The sequence below is a fragment of the Actinospica robiniae DSM 44927 genome (assembly GCF_000504285.1).
GTDB lineage: Bacteria > Actinomycetota > Actinomycetes > Streptomycetales > Catenulisporaceae > Actinospica > Actinospica robiniae.
On sequence record NZ_KI632511.1, the window covers coordinates 2,810,404 to 2,826,187 of the forward strand.

Annotated in this window: 20 protein-coding genes; 12 read left to right on the forward strand and 8 right to left on the reverse strand. The window is 71.3% G+C overall.

Features of this window, described 5'->3' with window-relative positions:
* The first annotated feature begins 143 nt into the window (after positions 1-143).
* From ACTRO_RS12075 to ACTRO_RS12100, 6 genes are all read left to right on the forward strand, one after another.
* Positions 144-956: an STAS domain-containing protein gene (locus ACTRO_RS12075; protein WP_051452364.1), complete on the forward strand. Its 813-nt coding sequence runs from the start codon at positions 144-146 to the stop codon at positions 954-956.
* A gap of 150 nt (positions 957-1,106) precedes the next feature.
* On the forward strand, positions 1,107-1,484 hold the full coding sequence (locus tag ACTRO_RS12080; protein WP_034263238.1) for an STAS domain-containing protein: 378 nt from the start codon (positions 1,107-1,109) through the stop codon (positions 1,482-1,484).
* Positions 1,481-1,900 carry an ATP-binding protein gene (locus ACTRO_RS12085; protein ID WP_034263239.1) on the forward strand — a complete coding sequence of 140 codons (420 nt, stop codon included), beginning with the start codon at positions 1,481-1,483 and terminating at the stop codon, positions 1,898-1,900. Before ACTRO_RS12080 ends, ACTRO_RS12085 begins: the two co-directional genes overlap by 4 nt.
* Positions 1,888-2,988 (forward strand): ATP-binding protein, encoded by a 1,101-nt coding sequence (locus tag ACTRO_RS12090; RefSeq protein WP_034263240.1) that lies wholly within the window; start codon positions 1,888-1,890, stop codon positions 2,986-2,988. Before ACTRO_RS12085 ends, ACTRO_RS12090 begins: the two co-directional genes overlap by 13 nt.
* Positions 2,985-4,730: a sensor histidine kinase gene (locus ACTRO_RS12095; protein ID WP_034263241.1), complete on the forward strand. Its 1,746-nt coding sequence runs from the start codon at positions 2,985-2,987 to the stop codon at positions 4,728-4,730. Before ACTRO_RS12090 ends, ACTRO_RS12095 begins: the two co-directional genes overlap by 4 nt.
* Positions 4,727-6,346: a fused response regulator/phosphatase gene (locus ACTRO_RS12100; protein ID WP_051450698.1), complete on the forward strand. Its 1,620-nt coding sequence runs from the start codon at positions 4,727-4,729 to the stop codon at positions 6,344-6,346. The genes ACTRO_RS12095 and ACTRO_RS12100 overlap by 4 nt, the downstream gene beginning before the upstream one ends.
* A gap of 76 nt (positions 6,347-6,422) precedes the next feature.
* On the opposite strand, the gene ACTRO_RS12105 is transcribed toward ACTRO_RS12100, so the two are convergent.
* The 3 genes from ACTRO_RS12105 to ACTRO_RS12115 form a co-directional block, all read right to left on the reverse strand.
* Positions 6,423-6,764, reverse strand: coding sequence for an STAS domain-containing protein (locus tag ACTRO_RS12105; RefSeq protein WP_051450699.1), 342 nt, complete (start codon positions 6,762-6,764; stop codon positions 6,423-6,425).
* A gap of 50 nt (positions 6,765-6,814) precedes the next feature.
* Positions 6,815-7,195: an ATP-binding protein gene (locus ACTRO_RS12110; protein WP_051450700.1), complete on the reverse strand. Its 381-nt coding sequence runs from the start codon at positions 7,193-7,195 to the stop codon at positions 6,815-6,817.
* 174 nt (positions 7,196-7,369) lie between these two features.
* On the reverse strand, positions 7,370-7,720 hold the full coding sequence (locus ACTRO_RS12115; RefSeq protein ID WP_034263244.1) for a hypothetical protein: 351 nt from the start codon (positions 7,718-7,720) through the stop codon (positions 7,370-7,372).
* 232 nt (positions 7,721-7,952) lie between these two features.
* Between ACTRO_RS12115 and ACTRO_RS12120 the strand changes: the two genes are divergently transcribed.
* The 6 genes from ACTRO_RS12120 (at position 7,953) to ACTRO_RS12145 (ending at position 11,202) form a co-directional block, all read left to right on the forward strand.
* Entirely contained in the window at positions 7,953-8,417 is a 465-nt protein-coding gene (locus tag ACTRO_RS12120) for an STAS domain-containing protein (protein WP_084316192.1), read from the forward strand.
* Between the two features lie 114 nt (positions 8,418-8,531).
* Positions 8,532-9,014, forward strand: coding sequence for an ATP-binding protein (locus ACTRO_RS12125; protein WP_051450701.1), 483 nt, complete (start codon positions 8,532-8,534; stop codon positions 9,012-9,014).
* A gap of 72 nt (positions 9,015-9,086) precedes the next feature.
* Positions 9,087-9,443: an STAS domain-containing protein gene (locus ACTRO_RS12130; RefSeq protein WP_051450702.1), complete on the forward strand. Its 357-nt coding sequence runs from the start codon at positions 9,087-9,089 to the stop codon at positions 9,441-9,443.
* A 164-nt stretch (positions 9,444-9,607) separates the two neighbouring features.
* Entirely contained in the window at positions 9,608-9,781 is a 174-nt protein-coding gene (locus ACTRO_RS12135; protein ID WP_034263248.1) for a hypothetical protein, read from the forward strand.
* A 20-nt stretch (positions 9,782-9,801) separates the two neighbouring features.
* Positions 9,802-10,239 (forward strand): hypothetical protein, encoded by a 438-nt coding sequence (locus ACTRO_RS12140; RefSeq protein ID WP_157436088.1) that lies wholly within the window; start codon positions 9,802-9,804, stop codon positions 10,237-10,239.
* 408 nt (positions 10,240-10,647) lie between these two features.
* Positions 10,648-11,202: a GNAT family N-acetyltransferase gene (locus ACTRO_RS12145; RefSeq protein ID WP_169739881.1), complete on the forward strand. Its 555-nt coding sequence runs from the start codon at positions 10,648-10,650 to the stop codon at positions 11,200-11,202.
* A gap of 37 nt (positions 11,203-11,239) precedes the next feature.
* Here the strand turns inward: ACTRO_RS12145 and ACTRO_RS12150 are convergent, their stop codons facing one another.
* The 5 genes from ACTRO_RS12150 to ACTRO_RS12170 form a co-directional block, all read right to left on the reverse strand.
* Positions 11,240-12,103 carry a hypothetical protein gene (locus tag ACTRO_RS12150; protein WP_034263252.1) on the reverse strand — a complete coding sequence of 288 codons (864 nt, stop codon included), beginning with the start codon at positions 12,101-12,103 and terminating at the stop codon, positions 11,240-11,242.
* Between the two features lie 4 nt (positions 12,104-12,107).
* Positions 12,108-12,722, reverse strand: coding sequence for a GNAT family N-acetyltransferase (locus ACTRO_RS43190; protein ID WP_051450703.1), 615 nt, complete (start codon positions 12,720-12,722; stop codon positions 12,108-12,110).
* 97 nt (positions 12,723-12,819) lie between these two features.
* On the reverse strand, positions 12,820-13,809 hold the full coding sequence (locus ACTRO_RS12160) for an SCO2521 family protein (protein WP_034263253.1): 990 nt from the start codon (positions 13,807-13,809) through the stop codon (positions 12,820-12,822).
* Entirely contained in the window at positions 13,790-14,824 is a 1,035-nt protein-coding gene (locus ACTRO_RS12165; protein WP_051450704.1) for an SCO2522 family protein, read from the reverse strand. The genes ACTRO_RS12160 and ACTRO_RS12165 overlap by 20 nt, the downstream gene beginning before the upstream one ends.
* Positions 14,821-15,783, reverse strand: coding sequence for an SCO2523 family variant P-loop protein (locus ACTRO_RS12170; RefSeq protein ID WP_034263255.1), 963 nt, complete (start codon positions 15,781-15,783; stop codon positions 14,821-14,823). Before ACTRO_RS12170 ends, ACTRO_RS12165 begins: the two co-directional genes overlap by 4 nt.
* Between the last annotated feature and the right edge of the window lies 1 nt (position 15,784).

The window sequence follows — 15,784 nt, forward strand, 5'->3', positions numbered from 1 at the left end:
CGTAGACCCCGTTTCCTTCCGGCGCGACCGGGTAACGCGAAGCAGGCCCCGGCGAATGGACGCACGGGCCGCGCTAGGCGCTGCGCGCCGAGGGAAGAGGTAAAAAAGTGAATCAGGGGTCCGCAGATCACCTGCTCGGTCTGATGACGACGCGGCGGGAGGAGCTCGCCGCCAACTGGATCGAGGTGGTCTCCGCCACCCTGGCCGGCCGGATCAGCCAGGCCGAGATCGACCGGGAACTGCACGAGCTCTACGCGGCCATCGTCCAGGCCGTGCACACCGGCGGCCTGGAGGCGGGCGGCGAGCACTACACCGAGGTGCGGGCGCTGCTGGCCGAACTCTCGCGCAACCGCGCGCGGCAGGGCTTCACCCCGGCCGAGACCGCGGTCAGCGTCTTCGCCCTCAAGCAGAGCCTGCAGCAGCTGCTCGACGAGGGCTCGTCCGCCGACATCGGCGCGTACCTGGCGCTGAGCCGGTTGACCGACGAGCTCGGCATGTTCACCGTGGACAGCTACGCCGCCACCCGCGAGGAGATCATCAGCGCGCAGGCGGAGGAGCTGCTCGAGCTCTCCACGCCGGTGGTCAAGCTGTGGGACGGGGTCATCGGCGTGCCGCTGGTCGGCACCCTCGACTCCGCGCGCACCCAGGTGGTGATGCAGAAGCTGCTCGAAGCCCTGGTGGACACCGGCTCCGAGCACGCGATCATCGACATCACCGGCGTGCCGGCGGTGGACACCGAAGTCGCCCAGCACCTGCTCAAGACCGTCGTCGCGGCCCGGTTGATGGGCGCCGAGTGCGTCGTGTCCGGTATCCGGCCGCAGATCGCCCAGACGATCGTGGCGCTGGGCATCGAGTTCGGCGACATCGTGACCAAGGCCACCCTCGCCGACGCGCTGCGTCACACGCTCCGCCGCTCCGCCGAGACCAATGCCCGGCGCACGGAGGCGAGCGCATGAGCGAGCTTGCGAGCGAATCAATGAGCACAGAGTGTGCGCGAACGCGCCGACCGAGCTCTAGCGAGGTCGCGTCGTGAGCGAGCTTGCGAGCGAATCAATGAGCACAGAGTGTGCGCGAACGCGCCGACCGAGCTCTAGCGAGGTCGCGTCGTGAGCGAAAGACTGCCCATTTTGCGGATCGGTTCTACCCTCCTGGTCTCCATCCAGGTCGACCTGGACGATCAGACGGTGCTCAACCTGCAAGAAGACCTGGCCGACGAGGTAGTCAAACACAGTGCCCGCGGCGTGATCATCGACATCACCGCGGCCGAGATCGTCGACTCCTTCGTCGGCCGGATGCTGGCCACGATCGCGGCGATCAGCCGGCTGCTGGACGCCGAGACGGTCGTGGTCGGGATGCGTCCGGCGGTGGCGATCACCCTCGTCGAGCTCGGACTCTCCCTCGGCGGCGTGCGCACCGCGCTGAATCTGGAGCAGGGGCTGGCGATCCTGGCCGAGCGCTCCGCCGCGACCACGGCGGGTCCGTGACCACGCCCACGAACGCGGCGGCCGGCCGAACCCAACCCATCACCACCTCCGACGACGTGGTGCGTGCGCGGCAGCTGGCGCGCACGCTCGCGGTGGAGTGCCGGTTGTCGTTGGTGGACCAGACGAAGCTGGTCACCGCCGCGAGCGAGCTCGCTCGCAACACCCTGGTCTACGGCGGCGGCGGCCTGATGTCCGGCGGGGTGCTCGAACGCACCGGCCGGCGCGGGGTGCGCCTGAGCTTCGCCGACGACGGGCCCGGGATCGCGGACGTGGACCTGGCGCTGAGCGACGGCTGGTCCTCGGGCAGCGGCATGGGCCTGGGCCTGAGCGGCGCCCGGCGGCTGGTCGACGAGTTCGACCTGCGCACCGGGCCGGGCGAGGGCACGACGGTGACGGTGACCAAGTGGGCCCACTGAACGCGCTTGATCTGCCGCCCGACCCGCACGAGGGCGTCTGGCTGCGCCAGCAGGTCGCGCTGCCGGGCCAGGCCCGCCGGGCCGCCGCGCAGTTCGCGCGCCGGGCCGCCCTGGGCGCGGACCGCATCTCAGAGATCGAACTCGCCGTGACCGAGGTCGCGGTGAACCTCAACCGGCACGCGGAGGACGGCTCCCTGCTGCTGCGGCTGCTGCGCACAGCCGCCGGCCCGACGGTGGAACTGCTCGCCATCGACCACGGGCCGGGCATCGCGGACCTGGCCACGGCGCGGCGGGACGGCTACTCCTCGGCCGGCACCCTGGGCGTGGGCCTCGGCGTGGTGCAGCGGATGGCCGACACCTTCGACGTCCAGTCGCTGATGGGCCGGGGCACCGTGCTGCTGGCGAGGTTCCAGGACCGCGCGGACGCGCCGTACCCGGAGCCGGCGGTGGTCGGGCTGACCCGGCCGCTCAGCGGCGAGACCGTGTGCGGCGACGCTTGGGCGGTGCGCACGGTCGGGGAGCCGGCCGAAGCGGAGCCGGCCGGCGAGGAGTCCGATCCGGGCGCCGAGCAGCTGCTGGTCGTGCTCTGCGACGGCCTCGGCCACGGGCCGCTGGCGGCCCGCGCCAGCGCGCACGCGGTGACGGCCTTCCGCCGGGCGGCCGCGACCGAGCCGACCGAGATCGTCAGGGCTCTGCACTCGGCGATGGCCGGCACTCGCGGCGGCGCCCTCGGCGTGGCCCGGATCGACCTGCGCACGCGACGGGTGTCCTACTGCGGCGTGGGCAATATCAGTGCCTTCATCGTCACCGATCTCGGTCGCTCCAGCCTGCTCTCCGCGCCCGGGATCGTGGGCCACCACCTGCCCCGGCTGCGCGGCTTCGAGGCCGATCTGCCGGCCGGCGCGAGCCTCGTACTGCACTCCGACGGGCTGACCGAGCGCTGGGATCCGTCCTCGATGGCCGGCCTGTTGCGCCATCCCGGCACGGTGATCGCGGCGCAGCTGCTGCGCGAGGCCGGGGTGCGCCGCGACGACGCCGGCGTCGTGGTGGTCAAGACGGCCGAGGCGGCGCCGGGAGGCCGGCCGTGACCGGCGTCCCGCTGCTCGCCACGGCCCTGTCGAGCGAGCCGGACGTGTTCGCGCTGCGGCGCGACGGGCGCACGGTGGCCGAGGTGCTCGGACTCGCCCCGCAGGACCAGATCCGGCTCGCCACCGCGCTCAGCGAACTCGGCCGCGACCGGCTCGGCTGCGCCGAGGTCACCATCCGCTTCACCCTGCTCGCGCAGCCCGCCGCCACCCTCGAGGTGACGCTGCGCTGGGCCGGGGGGCCGGCCCCCGGCGCCGACGCGCTGCGCTCCGCGCACCGGCTGGTGAGCGACCTGGACCACGAGATCTGCGGCACCGGCGGCCGGATCGTGCTGCGCCAGCCGGTGCGCCTGCCCGAAGCACACTTCGCCGAGGCGGCCGAACGCGTCGCGGCGGCCGTCCACGACGGCTCGGCCACCAGCCGGGAGGAGGACCTGCGCATGCAGACCAGAGATCTGATACTCGCACTCGAACAGGCCCGCGCCCACGGGGACGAGCTCCAAGCGCTCAACGCGGAGCTCGAGCAGACCAACGCGGGCGTGATGGCGCTCTACACCGAGCTCTCCAGCGAGCTGGAGCAGACCAACATCGGCGTGGTCGCCCTGCACGCCGAGCTGGAGGACAAGAGCCGGCGGCTGCGCGAGGCGAGCGAGGCCAAGACCCGGTTCTGGGCCAACGTCAGCCACGAGCTGCGCGGGCCGCTCAACTCGGTGATCGGCCTGAGCCGGCTGCTGGCCGAGGCCCCGGACGGGGAGCTCGGCGAGCAGCAGCGCCACCAGGTCGCGCTGATCGCAGCGTCCGGCGAGACCCTCCGGGCCCTGGTCGACGAGCTGCTGGACGTGGCCAAGGCCGAGGCCGGGCAGCTGGTGCCGCAGCCGGTGCAGGTGGATCTCGGCCTGGTGCTGGTGCAGCTCGAAGCCGTCATCCGGCCCTCGCTCCCCCGGCCGCAGGTCGAGCTGCGCTTCCCCGGGCCCACCGGACTGCCGGCCCTGGTGACGGACGAGACGATGCTCATCAGGATCCTGCGCAACCTGATCTCCAACAGCGTCAAGTTCACCGAGTCCGGCCACGTGCGGATAGAGGTGGCCGAGCCCGAACCGGACTCGGGCCGGATCGCGATCCTGGTCGAGGACACCGGGATCGGCATCCCGGAGGCCGAACACGAGCGGATCTTCGAAGAGTTCTACCAAGTCCGCGGCGCGCACCAGCGCGGCAAGGCCGGCACCGGGCTCGGCCTGCCCTACGCGCGCCGGCTGACCGAGCTGCTCGGCGGAAGCCTCACCGTCGACTCGGAACCCGGCCGCGGCACCCGGATGACGGTCACCCTGCCCGTCGCCGCCGACCCGGCGCCCACCTCGTTCGCGAAGGTGCCGTGCCTGGTCAGCGCGGACGACGACCCGGCCTTCGCGGCAGCGTTCCGGCCGCTGCTGGACCGCATCGCCGAGCGGGTGGTGCAGGTCGCGGACGGCGCCGACCTGCTCGCCGCGGCCCGCCAGGAGCACGCGGCCGCGCTGGTCGTCGACCTGGACATGCCGCAGGTGGACGGCTACGAGGCGGTGCGCCGGCTGGCCGACGCCCCGGATCTGGTCGACGTCCCGGTCGTGGTGGTCACCGCGTTCCCGCCGGAGCAAGTGGATCGGACCCGGCTGGCCCACGCCCGGGCCGTCCTGGCGAAGGACAGCGTCGACGTCCCCGAACTCGCCCGCGCCCTCGGCGTGCCGGCCCGGAAACCGGAGTCCCGATGATCGCCGACGGCGCCGCCGGGATCGAGACCGGCCGCGTCCTGATCGTCGACGACAACGCGGCCAACCGCTATCTGCTGGCGCAGTGGCTGCGCCGGGCCGGCCACGAGGTCGTCGAGGCGCTCGACGGCACCGAGGCGCTCGAGACCCTGGCCGGGCTCTCGCCGGACGCCACGCCGGAAGTCGCCGTGCTCGACGTCATCCTGCCGGACATGACCGGATTCGAGCTCTGCCGCCGGATCAAGGCCGCGCCCGCGACCGCGGACATGCCGGTGATCCACGTCTCGGCCACCGCGATCTCCGTCGCCGACCGCGCGCAGGGCCTGCACGAGGGCGCCGACGCCTACCTGACCGAGCCGGTCGACCACGACGAGCTGCTCGCCACCCTCACCGCGGTGCTGCGCTACACCCGGGCCCGCCGGATCGCGCAGCGGCTGGCCGACCGGCTGCTGCGGCTCAACGAGGCCACTCTGGACCTGTACCGCGCCACCGACTTCGCCCGGTTCGCCATGGCCGCGGTCTCCGGCGCCCGGACCGTGCTCGGGGTCGAAGCGGCCGGCGTGTACCTGAGCGTCTCCGGCCGGCCGGTGCGCACCTACCGGCTCACCGGCGAGGACGCGGTGGTGAACGAGCCGATCTCGAGTGAGCTGCTCGAAGAAATCGCTTACCGCGCGCTCGGCGCGAGGCCGGGCGCGGGCATAGCGCTGATGACACAGCAGGAGTGGCGCGAGATCGTGCCCAAGCCGCGGCTGAGCGGGGACATCCTGGTCGCGGCGGTGCGCGCCCGCGCCGACCGTCCACCGGTCTGCGTCGCGATCTCGTGCGAACGCGCCCCCGCCGACGACGATCGCATGCTGCTGATTCAGATCGCCCAGGCCTGCGCGCTGGCCCTGGAATCCCTGCGCAGTTACACCGAGCAGCACGCGCTCGCCCTCGAGCTGCAGCGCTCCTTCCTGCCCAGCCGCCCGCCCGAGACCCAGGGCGTGCGGCTGGCCGTGCGCTACGTCCCGGCGAGCGCGCAGGCCGAGATCGGCGGGGACTTCTACGAGGCGATCGAGACGCCGGGCGGCCTGCTGCTGGCGATCGGCGACGTGGTCGGGCACTCGCTCGAGGCGGCCATCCTGATGGGCGAGGTGCGCCACGCGCTGCGGGCCTACGCGATCGAGAACCATCCGCCGGAGCGGATCCTGAGTCTGCTCGACAGTGTGCTGCTGCACGGCCGGACCCAGCTGGCCACCGCGACGCTCTGCCTGGTGCTGGTCGAGCCGGGCTGCCGCCGGGTGCGCATCGCCAACGCCGGCCACGTCCCGCCGCTGCTACTGGCCGCCGACGGAGACCGCTTCGTCACCGAGCACGGCCGGCTGCTCGGCCTCGGCGGCGGCAGCTACGAAGCCACCGCGATCGAGCTGGCCGGGCCGACCCGGCTGGTGCTGTGCACCGACGGCCTGGTCGAGGTGCGCCGGGAGGATCTGAGCAAGTCGCTGGCCGGCTTCGCCGACGCGGCGCGCCGCGGCCCGGCCGGACTGGAAGAGTTCTGCGACGCCCTGCTGGACGAGTTCGGCCGGGCCAAGGACGACGACATCGCCCTGCTCGCGGCCGATCTCACGCCGGGCGCCTGACCCGGACGGCTTCGGCCCGGCCGGTCCCGCTCTGACACAGAGTGGGACCGGCCGGGCCGGCGGCCATGGGTCGGGGTCAGCCCGCCACCGCGTGCTCCACGTCCGGGTAGAGATCGAAGTACTCCAGCGTCCCGGTCAGCTCGAGCACCCGGTTGACCTCCATCCCGACACCCGCCAGCCGCAGCGAGGCCTGGTGGTCCACCGCCCGGCGGTGGATGTCGAGCAGCGCCCGCAGCCCCGAGGAGTCGCAGAACCCCAGCCCCGACATGTCCAGGATCACCGGGCCGTCGAGCAAATGGTCCGCCACCGCCTCCCGCATCCGCTCGCAGGACCCCAGGTCGAGGTCGCCGGCCAGCCGGACGACGGTGTGCTGCGCGGACCTGTCGATCCGGACATCGAGTTCGCCCGCCACATCCATCCTTGCCACCCATCCACTCATGCTTATTCCGATGTCGGCCGACCGGCCGGTCATCCGGCCCGGCCACGGGCCAGGGACACCGACACCGTCTTGCCCGAGGCGTGCACCCGGGTCTCGACCTCGCCGGCGAGTTTGCGCAGCATGTGCAGGCCGAAACCGCCCAGGCCCTCGGGCTGCGGCGGCTTGGCCCGGGGCACGACGCTCGAGGTGTCGCTCACGGCGATGTGCACGTACCCCTCGTCCAGCGCGAGCCGAAGCGTGCACGGCCCGGGCGCGTGTCGCACCACGTTCGTCACCAGCTCGCTGATCGCGAGCAGGGCGTCTTGCACGGTGGTCTCGGCCACCGCCGGCTCGGCCCGCTCCAGGAAGTCACGCGCGTACTCGCGCGCGGCGGGAATCGAACCGGAGCCCCCCGGCAGCTCGCGCGTCATACACCGCTTGTCGTCATCCACAATGCTGCTCAGCCCCACTTGTCCTCTTCGCTGCCGCGCGGGGTGCGACATCGTCCGCGCCCGAGCGTACCCCCGCGGGGTCGGGCCGGTCTCCGTATCCGTCGCCTCGTCGATCACGCTGCCACCTCGGCGTGGTCACGGTGCGTACGGCGCTCAGTCGCGCGCATGGCCGTCGGTCTCGCAGTGCGCGAGGACGTGGCAGTGCCCGTCGTCGGTGTAATGCGCCTCGTCCACCAGGACCCGTACGGAATCGAGGTTCGAGGCCGCGCGGCGGGTGGCGGCGGCGCGCAGCAGCGTCGCCACTGCCGCCTGGGTGTCATCGCCGGCCACCGCGCCGGACACCGTGACGCACAGGCGCCCCCCGGCCAGGGACGCGGCCTGGTCGAACTGCTCGCCGAGCGCGGCGATGAACGCCGGCTCGGGGCTGCGTATGTCGGCGTGCGGCTGCAGGCGCAGCTGGTAGCTGGTGGAGCCGGGCGGCTCGGCAACGTGCTGCGGGCTCAATAACCATGTCCTTTCCACGAATGACTCCGGCCGATCTTGCGGCGCCGGGAACCCGTCGAGACCGGCGAGTCCGTATGCCCGGCGTGATCTCGGCCAAACGGTGGCCCCCGCGGGTTTTTGCCGCATCCGCTCAGACCCGCCCGTCTCACGCCTGACTCACGCCTGACTCGAATGACTCGCGCACATTCGGGTATGCGGGAGCCCCACCGTCACCCGCTCGAGGAGTACCGCCATGCCGCCTGTGGATCCCGACGCCTTCGCCCACCTGAGCCTGCGCCTGCGCACGTCCGGGCCGATCCGGGGGCGCCGCGGCACTCCGGTGCTCTCGATCGAGGGCGAGCTGGACCGCTCGACGGTGGCCTCGCCGGAGTGGCGGGCGACGGTGGCCGAGGCGGCCGGGCAGCCCGGCGACGTCGTCGTACTCGACCTCAGCCGCCTGTATTTCCTGGACCTGGCGGGCCTGGCCGAATTCGAGAAGCTGGCCGCCTCGCTCGCCGCGGCCGGCCGGCGGCTCGCGCTGGCCGCGATCCGCCCGCGGATCCGCGAGTTCCTCCGGCAGGCCTGCGCGGATTTCGGAGACGAATATACTGAACTGGATGAACAGGACGGCATCGGTGCGGGGCCCGCGTGGGAGCCGGTCCCGGCGCGCAAGCCGGCCGTGGCCCGGCCGGCCGCGGCCGGCCTCGCGGCGGCCTGAGCCCGCACCCGGCCCGAAGCTCCGGCGAATGCCGGGTGAACCGCGCCGGGCCGAGTCGATAAGCTGCTCCGGGCGGCGCGATCAGAGTGCCGCTGGAAAGGAGGCGCCGGCGTGATGTCGTCAGACCGCCGCGTGCCGTCCCCGCAGCTCGCCGACACGCAGCTCGCCGACACCTCGTACGGCCCGGATCCGCAGCCGCTCGAGCGCGGATCCGGCGACGCCACCATCGCCGAGGCGCGCGCCGCCGTCGCCGACTACGTCACCGCGCACTGCCCCTGGGTCTCCCCGCAGGGCGTCGTACTGGCAGTCTCCGAGCTGGTGAGCAACGCGATCCGGCACGCCGACGGCTGGTGGCTGCTGCGCGTACGCGCGGGCGAGGAGGAGCTGGCGGTCGAGATCGAGGACCGCAGCCCGGCCCCGCCCGAACCGCGCCGGCCCGACTACACCGGCGAGGGCGGCCTGGGCCTGCACATCGTGGCCCGCCTCGTCTCCCGATTCGAGGTGGAGGCGGGCGTGCCCGCGGGCGGCAAGACCGTGCGGGCGGTGTGGTGCCGCGAGGCGGACGAGCCGCACCGGCTCACGGCGCAAGGCCGTTGACCGGTAGGATCGCACAACGCGGTCCGCGCCACGCCATGCCGCCCCTGAACCCCCGGAAACAAGGTGTCGGAAGTGGACGAGCATCAGGGCTTCGCGTTGAGCACGCCGCCGACCGTGGACGACGCGACCGGCCATCTGCTCCTCGCCGCGGCCGGAGAGCTCGACCTGGCCTCCGCCGGCGAGCTGCGGCTGATCCTGCTGCGGGCGCTGCGGGAGCACACCGTCGTGCTGGAGATGCGGGAGCTGACGTTCTGCGACTCGGCCGGCCTGCGCACCGTGATCGAAGCGCACCGGCACGCCCAGAAGTACGGCACCGCCCTGCGGATCGCCGCCCCCTCGGCCGCCCTCACCCGCGTGTTCGACCTGGCCGGCGCCACCGGCATCATCGCCACCTACCCCGACGTGGCCAGCGCGCTCGCGGCGGGCTGAGCCCCGGCCGGCCGCCGGCCCCGGCACCGGCCCCCGGCGAGAAGAACATCCTTGCGAACCCGACCCGTTTGGGCCCGGTCCGATCGGCAACCCCGAGTTCAGCGAATCCTGACGCGCATCAGTAAGCCGTCACGCGATACCGGACAGATAAGGGGTTTTCCATCGTGGGTGTCATTCTGTTGGTCCTGCTGCTCGCGCTCGTGCTCGGCGGGCTCGGCTTCGCCGCGCACGTGCTGTGGTGGATCGCGGTGATCGTCTTCGTGGCCTGGCTCATCGGCTTCGGCATCAGGAGCGGCGAGTCGTCCGGCGGCCGGCGCCGCTGGTACGGCCGCTGGTAGGCCGGGGGGCGGTGGTGGAGATGACCGAGGGCCAGCACAGCGCCATCCTCGTCGCGCGGTACGAACACACCCGCGCGCAGGTCCGGGCGAATCAGGCGGTGGACGTGGCCGAGGACATCCTCGGGCACGCCTGGGTCGACCAGCTCGCCGCCCTGCGCCGCCGGGTCTCCGACCAGGTCCGCGCCTCCTGCGACACCGCCCAGGCGGCCTGGAAGCTGCTCCAGCACGCCGAGGGGAGCGGGGACGCACGTGAGATCGCCACCGCCCGCCGCATGCTCGGCCGGGCCCGCACGAACCTCACCGAAGACCTCGCCGCGGCCCGCCTCGAGCTCGCCGAGATCGACGGGCAGCTGCGCCGCGTGCACCAGGCCGCACTCGACCGGCTGCACCGCCGGCACGAGGACTTCGACCGCCTGCAGGCGGCGCACACCGCGGCCTTCGGCACCGCGCGCGCGTAGCCGGCGACGCCCGGGCGGACCGACCCAGCGGCCGAACGCCGCGCTGAACGTCAAAGCGGTGGGGCTCCCCGTGAAATCGGGGAGCCCCACCGCTTTGATGTTCCCCATCGTTTCGGATCAGACGCAGTCGTCGCCGCCCGGGCTCTGCGCGAATCGCGCTTATATCAATGACCTGAATCTTTGCGCAACGGCGCCGGGCGTCGTCGCCGCGGTACGCCGCCTTGGTGGGCGGCAGCCGCCCGACCAGGACTCGAGCAAGATCGATTCCCCTCCCATTACTGCCTCAGAGTGATCTATGGGAGCAGCTAGTGCCTTTGTCTCCAAGACCTCGACGAATCGTTTACTATTTGACTTCGTTCGGCTGAATCCTCTGGTCGGGCGCTTCGTCCGCTCAGTATGGAGTCGCTCATGAGCTTACCCACCCGCGCTCCGGGCACCGGGCCTGCCGAGGCCGCGCCGGGCCAGGCTGGGAGTTCGGACCGGAAGGTCGAGCTGCGTTGGGTGGAGCGTGAGGATCTCGAAGCGATCGCGGATCTGGACCATAAGACCTTCCCCGATATGCCGTATCCGCTGTTCGTGCTGCGCCAGCATCTGGATGCCAAGCCGCAGAGCATCTTCCTGGTGATCGAGGAGGACGGGGTGGTGGGCGGGTACGCGCTGGCACTGGTGATCTCGAGCCGCCGGAAGGCCTGGCTGCTCGGGATCGCGGTCGCGGAGGAGTACCGAGGCCGGCACTACGGCGACCGACTGCTCTCCTCGGTCCTGGAACAGTGCCGGAACCAGGGCGTGCGGCAGGTGTTGATCACCGTGCGTCCGAACAACGACGCCGCGTTGGGCCTGTACAAGAAGTACCACTTCCGCAAGACCTCACGCGAAGAGAACTACTACGGGGATCTGCAGCCCAGGGAGATCCTGCGGTCTAAACTCTACGAGGCTCCGAGCCCGTTCAGTTACAGCGCCTAGGTCTTCGCCCCACAAGCCGCCGGCATGAAGCCCCCCATCAGAGCCGGAACCATTTGCGCGTGAGCAGCACACTGAAGATCGCTATGGAGAAATCACCCGCGTAGCACTCCACCGTCACGGTGTAGATGCCCGGCAGCGGCAGGCCCTTGAGATCGCTGAGGCCGAGCGGGTTGAGGTAGTTGACCAGGCAGATGTGCAGCGCCAGGGCGAAGTCGTCCGCTGACAAGAGGGTCAGCAGGCCGCTGAACACGGCCAGTTGGACGACCATGACGAGCAGCAGGCGGCCGGGGCGGTATCCGTACCCGCAGAGCAGATCGGCCAGCCGCATGCCGATCCGCACGAGTCCCGGCGGCCGGTACCGGCACTTCATCTGCCGTTCGGCCAGCGCACAGCGGTCCTGGGCCTTGTGATCCTGCAGCGACAGGTAGACGTTCGCCGCGCGCTGGAAGGCGAACGCGGCGTGGGCGAAGCAACCGACCCGGCCGAACTCGGCGCCGAGGGTCTCGTAGCGCTTAGCCAGCGCGGTGTTCTGGGCCCGGTGCAGCCGGTACTCGCCCTGCGACTCGATCTCCGCGGCCAGCAGCCCGCGCACCAGCGCCCGCCTGCGCACGGCGGGGTTCTCGGACTCGATCCGGGGATCGAGTTCGACCGGCTCGAGCCGCAGACTGCCGCTTCGGCCGTACGGTCGGCTGGCGAAGCTGATGTTGAACAGCTCGACCGCCCGGTCGAGCCGGTCGTCCAAGTCGGCGAGCAGGGCCTCCTCGTTCGGCGGCGCCGCCTGGCTCTCCTTCGCCGGACCGGGCTGGAGAGCTTCCTCCAGCATCGGCGCGTACTCGTTCACGCGCCGCTCGATCCAGATGACGATACTGCTGTCTGCCGGGCTTTCGAAGAAGTCCGACACTCTTTCAGGATCCTGCCTCGCCGCTGAGCAGGCCGCCTGGTTTCGAACCGAAGCCGTGCGAGAGGCCGCCCCCCAATCTCGCCCGTATGGGGTCGCCCTGGAGCTTGGCCTGCATGATCTCCCTGGGCTCCCGATTTCCGTAGTAGTTCTCTTCGCTGGAGGTCTTGTGGAAGCCGTACTTCTTGTAGAGACCCAGGGCCGCTTCGTTGTTCGGCCGGACGGTGATCAATACCCGCCGCGCACCCCGGGACGCGCAACTGGCCAAGACCGCCGCTAACAACCGGTCGCCGTAGCTTTGGCCCCGGTAGTCTTCCGAGACCGCGAGAGCGAGCAGCCATGCTTTGCGGTGGTTCGACACCACCGTCGCCAGAGCGTATCCGCAGATCGTCTCGTCGGCCTCGATCACCAGGAAGATGCTCTGCGGCCGGGCGTCCATATGCTGGCGTAGGACGAACAGCGGATAAGGCATCTCGGGGAATACCTCGCGGTCCAGGTCCGCCACCGATTCAAGATCCTCACGCCTCGCCCAGCGCAACTCCGCCCCGGCGGCCGAAGCCCGGTCCTGATCCGATCTGTGATCGGAACGGCTGACTGTCGAGGCGTCGCCGGACGAGTTCATGAGCTACTCCATACTGGGCGTGCGAAGCGCGCCCGACCCGAGGTTCGGCCGAGGCGAGGGGACGACGAGGTTCCCGGTGACCGCTCGGCCCGGACGGTCACCGGTCCCGGACCGGGGATCTGCGGTACCCGATCGCCTCCCGCCCGGCCGGCGCCTTCGAAATCAGGCGGTTGATCTCTATCTCCCACCTGTCCTGGTATCCGGTGACCTCGAACACGCCCTCCCACAGCCTCCGCATCGCCTTTCCGCGCGCCGGGAGCCAGAGCCCGTACAACTCGTCGATGAAGACCGGCACGATCCGGGACGCCTCGCCGCGCGTGGCCTTCTCGTTGGCACTGGCCGCGACGCCGAGCAGCCAGATGTGCAGGGCCAGGTCCTCGGCGAACCGGACGAAGGTCTTCAGGTCATCCGGGCCGCCGGTCAGCCGCAAGGTGTAGGAGTTCTTGCCGGCGTTCTCCTTACGGATGCCCACCGTCTGCCGGCCGCCCTGCTGAAGGATCGCGGCCCAGCGCAGCTGCCCGGGCGTGGTGTTCAACGGGGTGCGGTAGTCGAGCCTCTTCTCGCCCATGGTCCGATGCACCGCCTGGACCGCCTTGTTCCCGATGGCGGCGATGTCCACGCCCTCCGCGGCCTCCGCCTGGTTGTCGGCGACGTCCAGATAGCCGTCCTCCAGCGCGATGGAGTCGTGCTTGCCGATGACCTCGACGACGCCCGGCTGCCGCAGGTAGTGGTCCCAGGTGCGGCGGTAGTCGGCCGTGGCCGCCACCAGCCGGGAGTACGCGGAGCCCTGCAGCACCCGGCCGCCGCTGAGCACGGCGTGCCAGGCCACCGTGCCGATGCCGCGGGCCCGGCCCTTGCCGTTGAGTCGCAGCCGGCAGTCCACGCCCTCGAGCTGATCCGGCGAGACGGCGCGTTTGACCGGATAGTCGACCCGGCTGACCGTGCGCCCGGGAATGAACTGCAGCAGTTCCCGGCCGACCTCGTCGGTCAGCACGGCCGTGTTCTGCACCAGGCAGGTCTCGACCGCCCCGAGGACGAGCGCGCCGCCGTCCTGCGGACCGATCCGCTCAGTCCCAGAGGTATTCACGGCGGATCCGATGCGAGCAGTTGGAGGAGATCGAGTAGGGGTACGGCTCGGCCGCGGCCGCCTTGGTGGCGAGTTCGAAGGCCTCGTCGACCAGGGAGATGTGGTTCATCACCACGTCGGCGGCGACCTCCGTGATCGAAGCCGAGCTGGGCAGGATCGACACCGCCCGATAGGCGCAGAACGGCGCCGCGGCGGGGTTGACCTTGATCACGGTCGGCAGTTCCTCCCAGGTGCGGGGAAGGCTGGTCGCGGCCGAGATGTCGCAGGGCACGGCCACCCGGCGGCCGTCGTTGCGCAGCATGCCGAGGCGCAGCAGATGCCAGACCGCCGTGAGCATCGAACAGGACCACACGCGCTCGATGCGCTTGCCGCCCCCGGGTTCCGGCACGGCGGCGACGCGGTCGTTGTAGAGCTCGGCGTCGATCAGCACGGAGTGACCGTGATTGCCGTACTCCTCGGGCTGGCGCCACTCGATCGCCTCCATCGCGGCGCCGACGTCCTCCGAGCGGCGGCCGTTGCTGACCCAGCCGCTGAGCAGCGGCGAGCTGCCCGAGCCGTTCGACCCCTCGATCGGCTCGGGGGTGATCAACCCGAGGACGATCTCGGCCAGCGGCACCCGCGAGCGGGAGTCCGGGTAGAACATGCTGCTCGCGTCGACGCACCCGGATTCGCGCGCGACGTAGTCGATGCGCAGTCCGGTCTCCCGCATGGCCTCGTTCAGCATCGCCAGGGCCACGGCCGGGCTGGGCCTCGGATCGGTCGGGTTCGTGTTGTAGTCGTCGATCATGAGGCAGGTGCTGATCCGGGCGTCCTTGCCGTGCGCCGCGCGGGCCTCTTCGACCGCGAGGGCGACCCGGGGCAGGACCGCCGCGAACTGGTCGCGCACGAGACCGAGGTCGGCCAGCTGACGCAGATACAGATGCCCCGCCTCGACCGAGAGGTGGGCGAAGGGCACCCGCTCGACGCCCGCGGACTCGGTCGCCTCGTGGTACTCGACGGCGATGTCCTCGCTCACCAGTCCTCCCACAGCGTCTCGTTGCTCAGGTTCTCGGCCAGCGACACGAAGGCCCGCACCGTCGCCTGGTTGGCCACCTTCGAGACTTCGACGTCGGCGTTGGAGACGATCTGCTCGCGCCACTGGAGCACCGGGTCGAACGGGATCTGGCCGGCCGTGTTCGCCCGGCCGAGCCTCTTCTGGTCGGCCAGCTCGGTCAGCTTCCGGTCGTATTCGCGCAGCCAGGACTCCTGTGCGGCGGTCTCGGCGCCGAATCTGGCCTCCTTCAGGTTGACCACGGCGGTGCGCACGTAGCGCAGCGACTTGCGCAGCGTCTCGCGGTCGTGGCCCCGGTCGACGCCCCCTTCGATCAGGCCTTTGCGGCCGAACACGAGGCCCTCCGCGGCGATGATGTGCTGCCGGGTCCAGCGGTGGAACACCAGCCAGCGGCAGATCGCCTGGTCCATCTGCGGCAGCGCGGTGGCCTCGAGCACCAGGTCCACCGCGTAGGAGCGGCCGGCCGAGAGGTCGACGATGATGAAGTCGAACTCGTTGTCCAGGTCGACCAGCAGCCGGGCGCAGCTCTCGGCCATCGAGTTCGGCTCGCCGCGGCCGGCCCGGCCGCGCGGTCCCGGCCGGCTGCGGGTGTCGAATTCACCCCCGTCGAGGTCGCCGGGGATCAGCACCAGCCGGCCCGCCGATCTGCGGCGCAGGTCGCGCAGACTGTCGTTGTCGGTCACGGCGGCCACTTCGAGCTGCTGCGGCCGCTTGCCGCGCAGGAAATAGCTGTGCAGGCCGTCCCCGGAGTCCACTCCGCGCTCGGCCTTGGGGATGTCGAACACCGCTCCGGCGGTGGGCGAACCGAAATCGAAGTCGAGGTACGCGACGTCGTCGCCCATGAGCGCGCGCCGGTAGGCGATGTTGCAACTCGTCACCGAACGCCCCGTACCGCCCTTGTCGGATGTGGCGAAGACGATCACC